Annotated in this window: 14 protein-coding genes; 5 read left to right on the top strand and 9 right to left on the bottom strand. The window is 63.9% G+C overall.

Annotated elements, in window-relative coordinates:
- Positions 1-4 precede the first annotated feature (4 nt).
- The gene (locus DY467_RS13345; protein WP_164636598.1) at positions 5-619 is read right to left on the bottom strand and encodes an SAM-dependent methyltransferase; all 615 of its coding nucleotides are present in this window, start codon (positions 617-619) and stop codon (positions 5-7) included.
- Between the two features lie 193 nt (positions 620-812).
- Here DY467_RS13345 and DY467_RS13340 point away from each other — a divergent pair, with 193 nt between their 5' ends.
- Both DY467_RS13340 and DY467_RS13335 read left to right on the top strand, forming a co-directional pair.
- Entirely contained in the window at positions 813-1,940 is a 1,128-nt protein-coding gene (locus DY467_RS13340) for an NAD(P)/FAD-dependent oxidoreductase (protein WP_164636596.1), read from the top strand.
- A gap of 43 nt (positions 1,941-1,983) precedes the next feature.
- Complete coding sequence (locus DY467_RS13335) at positions 1,984-2,358, top strand: rhodanese-like domain-containing protein (RefSeq protein WP_164636595.1); 375 nt, start codon at positions 1,984-1,986, stop codon at positions 2,356-2,358.
- Positions 2,359-2,371: 13 nt separating this feature from the next.
- On the opposite strand, the gene DY467_RS13330 is transcribed toward DY467_RS13335, so the two are convergent.
- A complete protein-coding gene (locus DY467_RS13330) occupies positions 2,372-2,800 on the bottom strand; it encodes an ArsR/SmtB family transcription factor (RefSeq protein ID WP_107343174.1) in 429 nt (142 codons plus the stop codon).
- 240 nt (positions 2,801-3,040) lie between these two features.
- Here DY467_RS13330 and DY467_RS13325 point away from each other — a divergent pair, with 240 nt between their 5' ends.
- Positions 3,041-3,910 (top strand): alpha/beta fold hydrolase, encoded by an 870-nt coding sequence (locus DY467_RS13325; protein ID WP_164636640.1) that lies wholly within the window; start codon positions 3,041-3,043, stop codon positions 3,908-3,910.
- Positions 3,911-4,031: 121 nt separating this feature from the next.
- Here DY467_RS13325 and DY467_RS13320 read toward each other — a convergent pair whose 3' ends face one another.
- The 7 genes from DY467_RS13320 to DY467_RS13290 all read right to left on the bottom strand — a co-directional run bounded on the left by DY467_RS13320 (position 4,032) and on the right by DY467_RS13290 (position 11,757).
- Entirely contained in the window at positions 4,032-4,733 is a 702-nt protein-coding gene (locus DY467_RS13320) for an ABC transporter ATP-binding protein (protein ID WP_164636593.1), read from the bottom strand.
- Positions 4,726-5,460: an ABC transporter ATP-binding protein gene (locus DY467_RS13315; RefSeq protein WP_164636591.1), complete on the bottom strand. Its 735-nt coding sequence runs from the start codon at positions 5,458-5,460 to the stop codon at positions 4,726-4,728. The genes DY467_RS13320 and DY467_RS13315 overlap by 8 nt, the downstream gene beginning before the upstream one ends.
- A complete protein-coding gene (locus DY467_RS13310) occupies positions 5,447-6,502 on the bottom strand; it encodes a branched-chain amino acid ABC transporter permease (protein WP_164636589.1) in 1,056 nt (351 codons plus the stop codon). Before DY467_RS13310 ends, DY467_RS13315 begins: the two co-directional genes overlap by 14 nt.
- 274 nt (positions 6,503-6,776) lie before the next feature.
- Positions 6,777-8,000, bottom strand: a complete 1,224-nt coding sequence (locus tag DY467_RS13305) for a substrate-binding protein (protein ID WP_164636587.1) — start codon at positions 7,998-8,000, stop codon at positions 6,777-6,779.
- A 4-nt stretch (positions 8,001-8,004) separates the two neighbouring features.
- Positions 8,005-8,862: a branched-chain amino acid ABC transporter permease gene (locus tag DY467_RS13300; protein WP_164636585.1), complete on the bottom strand. Its 858-nt coding sequence runs from the start codon at positions 8,860-8,862 to the stop codon at positions 8,005-8,007.
- A gap of 32 nt (positions 8,863-8,894) precedes the next feature.
- Positions 8,895-10,409, bottom strand: a complete 1,515-nt coding sequence (locus DY467_RS13295) for an amidase (protein WP_164636583.1) — start codon at positions 10,407-10,409, stop codon at positions 8,895-8,897.
- Positions 10,410-10,572: 163 nt separating this feature from the next.
- Positions 10,573-11,757, bottom strand: a complete 1,185-nt coding sequence (locus tag DY467_RS13290; RefSeq protein ID WP_164636581.1) for a substrate-binding domain-containing protein — start codon at positions 11,755-11,757, stop codon at positions 10,573-10,575.
- A gap of 159 nt (positions 11,758-11,916) precedes the next feature.
- On the opposite strand from DY467_RS13290, the gene DY467_RS13285 reads away from it, so the two are divergent.
- Together DY467_RS13285 and DY467_RS13280 are read left to right on the top strand one after the other, a co-directional pair.
- Entirely contained in the window at positions 11,917-12,360 is a 444-nt protein-coding gene (locus tag DY467_RS13285) for a MarR family winged helix-turn-helix transcriptional regulator (protein WP_164572922.1), read from the top strand.
- A 162-nt stretch (positions 12,361-12,522) separates the two neighbouring features.
- Positions 12,523-13,668, top strand: a complete 1,146-nt coding sequence (locus DY467_RS13280) for an acyl-CoA dehydrogenase family protein (protein WP_164636579.1) — start codon at positions 12,523-12,525, stop codon at positions 13,666-13,668.
- The last annotated feature ends 47 nt before the right edge of the window (positions 13,669-13,715 follow it).

Here is a 13,715-nt window from a genome sequence, read left to right as displayed (position 1 = left end):
CCGGTTACTTCGGCTTCCATCCGATCAGATCGATCAGCGCAGATAATCCAGCGTGACCGGCGCCTTCGACGATCTCGCTATCGTGCTCGCGAATGTTGAGATTGTCGAAATCGCCGAACGCCTGCTCCAGCAGTTCGCGGGTGTAGAGGTTTTCGGCGCGGCTCGGACCGCCGGTCTTGTAGACGAGCTGCTTCGGGCGATAGCCTTCGATCAGTAAGAGCCCTCCAGGTTTCAGCGCGTCGCGGATCTGTTGAAAGATCTGCGGGCGCTGCTCCGGTTCGACGAACTGAAAGAAGATGCCGGCGATCAGGTCGAATCCGTTCGGCCACTGCCAGCTCAAGAGATCGACGGTTCGGGTTTCGATCGTGACGCCGCGCTCGGCTGCGAGCTTGTGCGCCTTGGCCTGCGCGGTCGGCGAGAAATCGACCGACAATACGGAAAGCCCGCATTCGGCCAGGAATACGCCGTTGCGCCCCTCACCATCAGCGATCGCCAGCGCGCGTCCCTGCTTCGGCAGCAGATCACGGCACGACGCCAGAAAGGCGTTCGGCGCAGTGCCGAACAGATAGCCGTCGGCGGAAAAACGGCTCTCCCACATGTCGAAATGTTCGGATGCCATGATGCCGGTTCTCCTTCCAACACGCTGCACTGCTGCGCCAGCTTGGCGGCGGCACGCGCGCCTTCGCAATGCCCGCTTCCTTGATGCCCGATCGGCCGCGCTGCCGCGGTGACATCGTCACAGACCGCCGGGTCATAGCATGCGACGCATCGCCCGGAGGCGACACGGCGCGCGCCAACGAGGATACGCGAGGATGCGCAACATCACCATCATCGGCTCGGGCTTTGCCGGCCTCACCGCCGCCCGCGAGCTGCGCAAGCATAACATCGACGCCACAATCAAGATGATCTCGCCGCGACGGGAGTTGCACTTCCTGCCGAGCTCGATCTGGATTCCCGCCGGCCTCCGTCAAGCAGAACGGCTGAAAGTGCCGCTCGACAGTTTCTTGACCAAACACCGGATCGATTTCGTCGAAGCCTCCGCCACAGGCCTAAAGGACGGTGGCCGCATGGTCGTCACCGACCGCGGCGAACTCGGTAATGATCATCTGATCATCGCGACCGGCGGCCGCTTCATCCGCAAATTGCCGGGTATCCAACACGCGCTGATCCCGTGCGAAGGCATCAAAATCGGCGAAGAGATCGGACGTCGGCTCGACGCGCTGAAGGGCGGCACCATCGCGGTCGGCTTCGCCACCAATCCGAACGAGCCCGGCGCGATGCGTGGCGGGCCGATGTTCGAGTTCCTGTTCATCATCGATGCGCTGCTGCGCCGGCAAGGAAAGCGGCCGGGCTTCGAGATCGTGTTCTTCAGCCCCGCGCCGCGCCCCGGCGCGCGGCTCGGCGAGCGCGCAGTCGACGGCCTGCTGCAGGAAATGAAAAACCGCGGCATCGCGACCCGACTCGGCCGCAAGATCCTGCGGTTCGAAGAACGCAAAGTGGTGCTCGACGGCGGCGAGATCGACGCCGACCTGATCCTGTTCATGCCGGGTCTGACCGGTCCGGCCTGGCTCGAGACCACCGACCTGCCGCTATCGGCCGGTGGCATGATCAAGGCGGACGAGCTGTGCCGGGTCGAGGGGCTGCCCAACGTCTGGGTCGCCGGCGACGCCGGTTCATTCCCCGGCCCGGACTGGATGCCAAAGCAGGCGCATCAGGCCGATCTGCAGGCGATTGCGGTTGCGGCCAACATCGCCGCGATCGAATCGGGACAGCAACCGATCACTCGTTTCAAGCCGGAGCTGGTCTGCATCGTCGACATGCTCGACTCCGGCATGCTGGTATTTCGCAATCAACGCTTCAACTTCGTCGGACCGAAGATGAAGCTGTTTCATTGGCTGAAGCGCTTGTTCGAACGTCACTACCTGACGACATTCCGCTGACGACTGCATCGCCACACAGCCGACAAGATGGAGACTATGGCCCATGAGCGTGAAAACGATTTCGCCGATCGAAGCCCACCGCCTCGTGACCGACGGTCGTGCGGTGCTGGTCGACGTGCGCGAGCGTCACGAGATTGCCCGCGAACATATCGACGGCGCGATCGAACTGCCGCTGACCGGTTTCAAGCACGGCGATCTCGGCGCGGCACAGGGACGCAAGGCGATCTTCTTCTGCCATTCCGGCGGACGGACGCGGATGTATGCGGGCCAGATCGAAGCCAAGGCGAGCGGCGTCTGTGAGCCTTACGTGCTCGGCGGCGGCATTCTGGCGTGGCGCAAGGCCGGCTTTCCCACCGTGCAGGGCCCGAAACCGCCGAGCCTGTTTCAGCGCTTGTTCGGCCGCAAGCCGGCTGACTGAACCAGCGCGCCGTTCAGGCGTCGACGCTTTGGCGCTGACGGCGTGGCGCTGTCGCGGGCTTCGCGCGCGAGGCTGCCGCGGGTCTGTCCTTATCGCGATCCTTGCGACAGAAGGTGGCATGCAACGCCAGGATCAGGCTGCGGACCTCTTCGCTGGCCAGCGAATAGAACACCTGCTGCCCCTCGCGCCGTGCCTGCACCAGCTTTTCGCTGCGCAGCCGCGCGAGCTGCTGCGACACCGTCGGCTGCCGTTCATCGAGCAGCTCGGTAAGTTCCGACACCGACTTCTCGCCTTCGGCGAGCTGACACAGCATGATCAGCCGCGACACGTTCGACAGCGTCTTCAGAAACTCGGCCGCCACCACGGCATTTTCGCGTAGCTCGCGGGTATCGACACGCCTCAGCGCCGGAGAGGTCTTTCGGGCTCCGCTGGCCGCAGCCATCAAGGGATCTCCGCTCAATTCATGATGGACGCTGAAGACGCATGCACGAGGTCTGCGACGTCGAACGCGCGCTCTCCACGCAGCGATATTCGAAGCCCCTCCATACCCGTGTTGCAACAAATTGTCAGCCCGTCGGCTTGTGCCGATGAGGATCCCCCATGGGGCGTTGCCAGCCGGCAGGGCATTGAAGCGGTCACCGGCTCGGGCTATTGCAGCCGTGGAAACGCTCGAAAAACAACAATGCAACAACCACAAAGTCACTTCTTTCAATCCCACGGCCTGCGCCTGCACTATTGGGACTGGGGCAACGCCGCCGCGCCGCCACTGCTGCTGATTCATGGCGGCAAGGACCACGGCCGAAGCTGGGATGGCCTCGCCCGCGCGCTACAGCCGCACTTTCACGTGATCGCGCCGGATTTGCGGGGCCACGGCGATTCTGACTGGGCGCGCGGCGGCAGCTATGCGCTGCCGGAATACGTCTATGACCTGACCCGCCTGCCACCGCTGGCCGATGCTCCGCCCGCGACCGTGATCGGTCATTCGATGGGCGGCATGATCGCGATGCTGTATGCGGGCACGTTTCCGGAGAAGGTGAATAAGCTCGTGGTGCTCGACGGCGTCACGATCCGACCTGACGCGAAGATGGCTGCGGTCCACGAGCGGATGATCAAATGGCTCGGGCAGCTGGAGCGGCTGGAAGGCCGTGAGCCGCGCCGCTACGCAACGATCGCCGACGCCGCTGGGCAGATGCGCGCTCACAACAAGCGGCTGACGCCGGAGCTGGCGTTGCATCTCGCCGCCTATGGGACGCGCCGCAACGACGACGGCAGCTATTCGTGGAAATTCGACCCGTATCAACGGGTGACGGCGCCGCACCGACTCGCGCCGCAGGAATACGCCGAGCTGTGGGCGCGGATCACTTGCCGGACGCTGCTGCTGTTTGCCGGTGAGAGCTTTATCGACCCGGCCCAGGCGGCCGAGGCTTCGCGCAGCTTCAAAGACGTTCGCGCCGAGATCGTCTCCGACGCCGGCCACTGGCTCCAGCACGACCGACCGGACGAGGTGCTGCGGCTGATTTCGAAATTCGTCGACCTTCCGTCCGAGGCCTGACCGACTACCGCCCTCTCCCGTCATTGCGAGGAGGCGAAGCCGACGAAGCAATCCAGCTCAGTGCACAATGTCTGGATTGCTTCGCCTTCAGCTCGCAATGACGGAGAAGATCTCAGCGCAGCTACGGCGCCAGATATTGCAGCAGCCGCGGATCGTTGCGGACTTCATCGGCTGTGCCGGTGAGAGCGACGCGTCCGCGATCGAGCACGAAGGCGTGGTCGGCAACGCGCAGGGCGAGGTCGAGATGCTGCTCGACGATCACCACGGCAATCTCTTTTGCCAACGCGATCAACCGATCAGTGATCTCTTCGATCACCCCGATCCATACCCCCTCGGTCGGCTCGTCGAGCAGCAGCACGCTTGGCTCCGACAGCATCGCACGGCCGATCGCCAGCATCTTGCGCTCGCCGCCCGACAACGTGCCGGCGATTTGGTCAAGCCGCTGACCGAGCTTGGGAAACATCTCCAGCACACGGTCGACCGCGCGGCTGTCTTTATTCGTCAGCGCCCCGACCGCAAGATTGTCGCGGATCGTCAGCCGCGCAAACACCGGGTGGTCTTGCGGCACATAGCCGAAGCCGGCGCGCACCCGCTGCTCGGTCGGCAGCTTGGTGACGTCCCGCGAATCCAGCGACACGCTGCCGCGCTTGACCGGCAATTCGCCCATGATCGCCTTCATCAACGTGGTCTTGCCGGCGCCGTTGCGGCCCAGAATGGCAACGCCACCGCGCCACGGCGCTGTCAACGACACGCCGAACAGCACCTGACTGCGGCCGTAGCCGGCATCGAGATCGCGAATGTCGAGATAATGATCCTCAAGCACGGCGGAGATAGACCTCCTGGACCTTCGGGCTCGCCTGAATCTGCTCGACAGTTCCGGTATCGAGGACAGCGCCTTGATCCAGCACGGTGAGGCGATCGCAGATGTCGCGGATGAAATCGAGATCGTGCTCGACGATCACCAGAGAGCAGCGCGATTTGATCGGCGCCAGCAGCTCACCGGTGACGCGGCGCTCTTCCAGGCTCATGCCGCCGGTGGGCTCGTCGAGCAGCAGCAGTTTCGGGTCCGGCGCGAGCGCCATGGCGATCTCCAGCCATTGCTGCTGGCCGTGCGACAGCGCAGAGGCATGCTCGCAGGCGCGATCAACCAGCCGGAACTGCTCCAGCATGGCCATCACCTTGTCGTGCAGCAGCCCGCGGGTGCGCGAGAACATCAGTCTGCCGAGCGCGGTCTGGCCCTGCAGCGCCAGCAGGACGTTGTCGTACAGCGTCAACGCCGGCAGCACTGAGGTGATTTGGAATTTCAGACTCATGCCGGCGCGGGCGCGCTCGGCGGGCGAGGCCGACGTGATGTCGGCGTCGCCGAACACGACGCGGCCCTCGGTTGGCACTTCGGCGCCGGCGATGCACTTCATCATCGTACTCTTGCCGGAACCGTTCGGACCAATCAGACCGTGAAACTCGTTCGGCTGCACCGTCAGTTCGGCCCCGTTCAGCGCGGTGAGCTTGCCGAACACCTTTCTCATACCGCGCGCTTCAAGCAGGGCCATGGCCGCGCTCCTTATGGCCCGGCTTCGGCGGCCGGCCGAAGCTGCCGATCCGCTCGCTGTGGCCGACGACCATGCTGATCAGTCCGGCGGGACGGAACAGGATTACCAGCAACATCAACGCGCCGAGAATGATCGGCCAGATGTCCTGGTAGGAATTCGACAGCCAGAACGACACGATCTCGATCACCACGGTGCCGATCACCGCGCCGATCAGCGTGCCGGAGCCGCCGAACAGTACGTACAACACCACCTGGGTCGACATCACCACGCCGAGCATGTTGGGCCAGACGAATCCCTCGTGGAAGGCGTAGAGGCTGCCGGCTAGCCCCGCGATCGCTCCACCGAGCGAGAACACGATCGCCTTGAGATGCTGCACCTTGTAGCCGAAGAAGGCGATCCGCTGCTCGTTCTCCCGCAGGCCGGCCAACGCCAGCCCGAACTGTGACCGCACCAGAAAGCGGCAACCGAGATACACCGCGAACAAGATCGCCAGTGCGAGATAATAGAAAGCGGGGCCCTCGCCCAGTTCGTAACTGCCGATCGTCATCTGCGGGATCGACGGGATGCCGTTCTGGCCGCCGAGATAGTACCAGCCGCGCGCCAGCCGATCGAACGCATAGGATGCGGTCAACGTCCCGAGCGAGACGAAGATGACGCTCGACGGATTGCGTCCAAGCAGCAGAAAGCCACCAATCAGCAGCGCCAGCGCGAACCCGATCAGCACGCCGGCCGGCACCACCAGCAACATCGAGGAGATGCCGAGATCGCGACCAAGCAGGGCAACGCCGTAGCCGGCGCCGCCAAAGAACACGGCCTGGCCAAAGCTCATGATCCCGGCGTAGCCCCACACCAGATCGAACGACAGCGCAAACAGGCACAGGATCAGCACCCGCGTCATGAACACGGTGAGGTAATCCTGCAGCACAATCGGCAACAGCAAGAAGATCGCCAGCACAGCGATCTCGATGATCGGCAGCACCGCGGGGCGGCGCTTGGCGCGGGGCGCGGCGATGGTTGCGAATCTCGAAGTAGCTTCCGTCATCGATCCGCCGGGGAGGCTGTGAGGTCGAGAATGTCGTGGCGGCTGAGGATCGTGTCCCCCCTGAACGCCGCGTTCGAGCGGAGCACTGCGGCGCGCGCTCCCTCTCCCCGCTTGCGGGGAGAGGGCTCGGGTGAGGGGGCGCCCCAACGAATCGCAGAGGCTCGGCGATGCGGAGACGCCCCCTCACCCGCCGCGCAGAAGCGCGTCGACCTTTCGCCACACGCGGGGAGAGGCGCAGGCCGCACGCGTTGTGAGGGCAGACGCCGACACGCCATCAGCATTCCTTCGGGTCGACCAGACCTTCGCTCCGCGCGACGATCTCGTAGCTGCCACTCTTGGCGACCGCGGTGTACATCTTCATTTTGCAGTGGCGCTTGCCGGGCACCATCTCGGCTGGCCCACCAGGACCTTCGGCGATCTTGGCATGATCGAGCGCCGCGGCGACGCCGTCGCGGTCGATCTTGCCCGCTTCCTTCACAGCTGCCTCCCAAAGCTTGAGGCCGCGATAGGTGCCGGTGGCGGCGCTGCCGGCGGCAAACAGGAAGTTGCCCGGATAGGCCTTGTCGTATTCGGCCTGCAGTTTGGCGCTGACCGGATCGTCCTTCGCAAGCGCCTTGAAGTAATCCAGGCAGCTCGCCAGGCCTTCGATCTCGGCCGGCTGATTGATACCGAGCGTGTTCTCGTCGTAATACACGCAGGCGAGCCGACCGCCGTTCTTCAGGAAACCCGCTTCATAGAGCTGCTTGAAGAACGGGCCGACGCCAGGTGGAATCACGGTGTTGAACACCACGTCGACCTTGTTGGAAATGATGCGGTTGACGGTGGACGAGAAGTCGATCTGGTCGAGCGGGTAATACTCTTCAAGCACCACCTCGCCGCCATTGGCCTCGATCACCTTCCGGGCATAGACGTTGAGGGTGTGCGGCCAGACATAGTTGGCGCTCGGCAGCGCGAACTTCTTGCCGCCGTTCTTGATCAGCCAGGGGATGAATTCGTCACATTGCTGCGCCGGTGTCGGACCGGTGCAGAACAGATGCGGCGTACACTCTTTGCCCTCATAGAGCTGCGGATAAATGTACAGCGTCTTGCCGCGGGCGACGATGACGTCCTTGATGGCGTTGCGCATCGAGGAGGTGATGCCGCCGAGCACGACATCGACCTTGTCACGCTGGACCAGCTTGCGGACATTGCCAACCGCGACCGCTTCGTTCGACGCGGTATCCTCGATGTGCAGTTCGAGCGGCCGGCCGAGCAAACCGCCGGCATCGTTGATCTGCTTGACCACCATCTTGGCGACGTTGGCGTCCGCATTGCCGGCGTAGCCCATCGGACCCGTGATGTCGGTGGCGACGCCGACCTTGATCGGACCTTCGGCGGCATTGGCCCAATCGGCCGGGATCACCCAGCTTCCGACGCCGGTAGCAATGGCGGTGCTGGCAAAGGCGAAGCTGGAGAGGAAGCGGCGGCGGTCGAGCTGAAAGCTGAAGTCGCTGGACATCAGGCTAGATCCCTTTTCCCGAAACGAGGCCCTGCGGCCGGAATTTGATGAAGATGATGGCGAGCACGAACACGAGGACGTCGGCGATCACCGGCTGGATCACCCAGGGCAGCGCCGCCGACAGCGTGCCGATGATGCCGGCCCCGGCCACCGGCCCGGCAAAGGACCCGACTCCGCCGACCATCACGGCAATGAAGCCCTGGATCAGAAAGCGCAGCCCGAGATCGGCGAATAGCGAGAACACCGGAACGATCAGGGCGCCGGCGAGGCCGGCCAGTGCCGCACCGAAAGCAAAGGTGGCACCATAGATTGCGTTGGTGGAGATGCCGGAGGCACGCGCCAACGCCGGGTTCTCCAGCGAGGCGCGGACCCGCAGGCCGAACGAGGTGCGCGACAGCAGCAGATAGCTTCCAATCATCACCAGCGCGGTGACGATCACGATCACCAGCCGCCATGTCGACAGATGCATGTCACCGATGGTGATCGAACCGCCGACCGGCTCCGGCACCGAGATGTACAGGCCGCCGATCAGGCCGCGCACGATCTCGCGGGTGATCAGGCCGAGCGCATAGGTGCCGAGCATCGCCACGATCGGTGCGGCATAGAAGCGCCGCACGATCAGCCGTTCGAGCACCAATCCGAACGCCCCGACCACGAACGGCGCCGCGACCATGCCGGTCCAGACCGGCAGGCCGGCGGTGTGAGCTAGGTAGGTGACGTAGGCACCGAGCAGGACGAATTCGCCCTGCGCGAAGTTGAAGATGCCCATCATGCTGGCGATGATCCCGAGCCCCAGCACCACCAGCACAACGATGGACCCGAAGCTCAGGATTTCGAACAGGGCGGCGAACAGGTTTTCCATTCGGCGTTACCGGCTGACGGGCATCGCGCGTGCTACATCGTCTTCCAGTCGCCCGACTGTTCGAACGCATGGGCCGCACGGTAGATCGTCGGTTCATCGAAGTGCTTGCCGACCAGCATCAGGCCGATCGGCAGGCCATCGACCATGCCGCAGGGGATCGACATCGCCGGATGATGGGTGATGTCGAACGGCGCGGTATTCGAGATCATCTCGAATGCGCGACCGATCACTTCCTCACGGGGGGCGTTCGGCGCCGGCAGCGGCGTTGCCTTCATCGGCGTCGTCGGCATCAGCAGAAGATCGAAATTTGCCAGCGCCGCATCGTAGGCGGCGGTGATGCGCCGCGAGATGTTGACGGCCTTGCCGTAGTAACGCGGGCCGAAGGTGTTGTTGATATAGGTGCCGAGCAACAGCATCATCTTGGTGGTCTCGGACAGCGAGTCCGCCTGGCCGCGCCAGCCGCGATGAGCTTTCATCAGCGTCGTCGAGTAAAGATCCGGGCGGCTGAGGCCGTAGCCATCCCCCACCATCATGGTCTGGGTCATGCCCTCGGTGCCGATCGGCATCCACACCGCGCCGGCCAGATTGTGGGCCGGGATCGAGATTTCCTCGACGGTGGCGCCGAGACCAGCGAGGCGTTTGGCGGCCTCGCGAACGCTTTCGTTCACCGCAGGCTCTGCGCCGGGCTGCTCGAAGCCTTCGCGGACGATGCCGATCTTCATGCCCTTGATGCCTTGGCCGAGCGCCTTGGTGTACTCGTGCACCTTAGGCGCGCGGATGCGAGGGTCGTAACCGTCGTCGCCGGCGAGCACTTCGAGCAGCAGCGCATTGTCTTCGACGTTCGCCGTCATCGGCCCGGTGTGATCGACATAGATCTCGATCGGCATGATGCCCGTGTAAGGCACGAGGCCCCAGGTCGGCTTCATGCCGTAGGTGCCGCTGAATGACGACGGCATTCGGATCGAGCCACCCTGGTCGCCGCCGATCGCCATATCGGCCTCACCTAGCGCCACCACCACAGCGCTGCCTGACGACGAGCCGCCGGCCGAATAGCCCATCTTGTGCGGGTTGTGCACCGGGCCGTTGGAGCCGGTGTGGCTGCCGCCGGACATGCAGAAATGCTCACAATGCGTCTTGCCGAGAATCTCGCCGCCGGCGTCGAGGATGCGGGTGACGACGGTGGCGTCGAAGTCCGGCACGTAGCCTTCGAGTGTCGACGAACCGTTCATCATCGGCACGCCGGCCAGCATGATGTTGTCCTTCAGCGCGACCGTCTTGCCTTTGAGCTTGCCCGAGGATGCGCCCTTCACGCTCGCCTTGCGATACCAGGCGTTACGCTGGTTCTCGTCCGGGCCGGGTGTGTAGCCGGGCGTGCGGGGATACTTCACCAAGGGTACTTCGTCGGGCAGCGCCGCAACCACATTGTAGGCATCGATCGACGGCTGCATCAGCCCACGAAACGAGACGACGTCCTCGTCGGTGAGCGACAGGCCGCACTGATCGGCGACTTCGAGAAGCTGCGTCGGGGTGGGAAGCGAAACGGCCAAGATCATTCTCCTGCGCGTAGGCGGATCGGCGATGCGGGCCCGGGGAAGGCCTGGAGCGGCGCACGCACGAATGGCGCCGCGCCGCGGTGATAATACATACGGAAATATTTTCCATTTCAAGTATTATTTTGCGACTGAATAGCGCGAGCGCGAATGGCGCCGTCTAGAAGGTGCGGAGCAGCTTGAAATCCAGGCCGTCGGCCTCGGCAAGGTGCATCGTCATCCGTGCACGGCCGTCTCTGATCGTCACGTCGCCGCGGCCGCCCTGGTACACGACATTGCGCGCCGCCTGCAGCAGCGAGCGGGCCTGCAGCGTCTGCGCCTTCTCGGCAATCGTCGCCAGAAATCGCAGACCTTCATAGTTGGACTGCCCGACCGACCCGATCGGCGGCGCCGTCGGTCCGAACATCCGGCGATAAGAATCGCGAAACGCATCGTTGGCGGTGCAGTCGTAACAGCCGAAATAGCCCGATGCGCAGAACAGGTTTTCGGTGTTGTCGGCGCCGATGCCCAGCAACACCGTCTCGTCCATCGCGCCGGCCAATCGGAGGACATGGCTCGAAAGCCCAGCTTCGGCGAACGAGCGATTGAACGTCACGCTGTCGTTGCCGATCAGCGAAATCAGCACGACGTCGGGTCGGGCGGCGCGGATCCGGTCGAGATGCCGTTCGTGGTCGTCCTCGCCGAGCGGCACGAACTCCTCGCCAACCACCTTGCCGCCGGCATCCTTGATGTACTTCTTCACAGCGCGATGCGACAGCCATGGCCAGACGTAATCGCTGCCGATCAGGTACCAGCGCTGCGCCCTCTTCTCCCGAGCTAGCCAGTCGATCGCCGGCCGGCTCTGCCAGCGCGGCGTCTCCCCGATCGCCATCACGCCGGGAGCACGCTCGCCGCCTTCATAGACCGGCGTGTAAATGTAGGGCACGCGACCTCGGATGGCGTTCCGCAGCGCCACCCGCACTGCACTGATGTGCGAGCCCATCACGATATCGATGTCGTCGTAGTCGACCGCCAGCGCGACCCGCCGAGCAACCTCTTCGATCGGACCGCCGGCATCGCTGAACACCAGTTCGACCTCGCGGCCCAGGATGCCGCCGCGCTTGTTGATTTCCGCAGCCGCGAGCAGCGCCGCATTGGTCGAGGCCGGCCCCCACAGCCCAGGCGAGCCCTGGAAGGTGACGAAATTCGCAACGCGAAGCTTGTTGCGTGCGCGGCGCGAGGCCGCGCCGCCGCCGTCTCCCGGCCCTTCCACCCAACGCGCGTCGGTAAGCGCGCCGCGCTCGAGAAAGCCGAGCGGCGGCACTCCATAGGCGCCACTATGTCCGAGATCGACAGCCGAAAGCACGCCCTCTCCTGCCTGGTGCGGGTGATCCCCGCCGAAGTCCCCTCCCCGGGTTCGACGATCGATGCTATTCGAAAATATTGAATCTTCAAGGATTGCTGTGCATATAGATGCAGCAAACTGCGCATCCGATTCACTCAGACGGAACGATAAAGTCTCATCGTGGCCAAATCGCCGACCCGCAATCCGCCGATCACCGAACACCTCGCCTATCTGCTGGCGCAGGCAAATCGGGAGATCAACCGCCAGCTCGAAGCACGGCTACGCAGCGAAGGGGTGCCGGTCGAGCAATGGCGCATCCTCAAGGTGCTATCCGACGGCAAGGGCCATTCGATGGGCGAACTCGCCGAGGCGGTGCTGCTCAATCATCCGACCCTGACCAAGATGATCGATCGGATGGTTTCGGATTCGCTGGTGTATCGCGTCCAGGATCCGGAGGATCGCCGCAAGGTGCTGATGTACACCTCCGACCGCGGCAAAGCTCTGACCCAGCGTCTCAACGCGCTGGCGCTGAGCCAAGAGGCGCATATCGCCGAAAATTACGGCGACAAGGCCACCGCCGAGCTGAAGCGGCTGCTTGAAAGCCTGATCGACAGCGCCACCTGAGTGCCTCCATCGTCGCGCATGCTGCGGCTGCGAACAGCGCAGCCGCCTGCAGCGACACGCCGCAAGATACGGCGGTCGCAACGTCTATCCTGCACCGCCGAACTGGCCTAGATCAGCGGGCGATGCGCCGTGCCAAGCGGCCGCCCATTCGAGTGAGGAAACATGGAATACCGATCGCCCTGGATGACCGAAGAGCTGGACACGTTCCGCGACCAGTTTCGCAAATTCCTCGCCAAGGACCTCGCGCCGGATGGCGACAAGTGGCGCAAGCAGAAGATGGTCGATCGTTCGGCCTGGCTGAAGCTCGGCGAGATGGGGGCGCTGTTGCCCAGCGTTCCGGAAGAGTACGGCGGGCTCGGAGCCAGCTTCGCCTATGATGCCGCGGTCTATGAGGACATGGAGAAGATCGTTCCGGACGCGCTGTCCGGCGTCACCGTGTCGAGCGGCATCGTGGCGCACTACATCCTCAACTACGGTTCGGAAGAGCAGAAGCGGCGTTGGCTGCCCGGCATGGCGCGCGGCGAGCTGATCGGCGCGATCGCGATGACCGAGCCCGGCACCGGCTCCGATCTGCAGAGCGTGCGCACCACCGCCAAGCTCGACGGCGACGACTACGTCATCAACGGCCAGAAGACATTCATCACCAACGGCCAGAACTGCGACCTGATCATCGTGGTTGCCCGCACCGGCGGTGCCGGCGCCAAAGGGCTGTCGCTGATCGTGCTGGAGACCAAGGACAACCCCGGCTTCAAGCGCGGCCGCAACCTCGACAAGATCGGCCTGCACGCCTCCGACACCTCCGAGCTGTTCTTCGAGAATGCCCGCACGCCGAAGGAGAACCTGCTCGGCGGCGAAGAGGGCAAAGGCTTCGTGCAGCTGATGCAGCAGCTGCCGCAAGAGCGCCTGATCATCGCGATCGGCGCCGTGGCGGCGATGGAGCGCGCGGTCGCGCTGACTTCGGACTATACGCGGGAGCGCAAGGCGTTCGGCCAGCCGATTATCGAATTCCAGAACACAGCTTTCACGCTCGCCGAACGCAAGACCGAAGCCTTCATTGCGCGGGTGTTCGTGGATTACTGTCTGGTGCAACTGATCGCCGGCAATCTCGATGCGGTGACCGCCTCAATGGCGAAATGGTGGACGACGCAGAAGCAGGTCGAGACCGTGGACGAGTGCCTGCAACTGCACGGCGGCTACGGCTACATGCAGGAATACCCAATCGGCCGGATGTTCATCGACTCGCGGATCCAGAAGATCTACGGCGGCACCAACGAGGTGATGAAGCTGTTGATCGCCCGCTCGCTCTAACGCGAAAAATGCCAGCGCCTCCGCTACTGCTGTAATCCAGCGATGCG

The sequence above is a fragment of the Rhodopseudomonas sp. BR0G17 genome (assembly GCF_010907025.1).
Classification (GTDB): Bacteria; Pseudomonadota; Alphaproteobacteria; order Rhizobiales; family Xanthobacteraceae; genus Rhodopseudomonas; species Rhodopseudomonas palustris_H.
The sequence above is the reverse complement of the archived record's forward strand: the minus strand, read 5'-3'. Positions and strand labels throughout refer to the sequence as shown.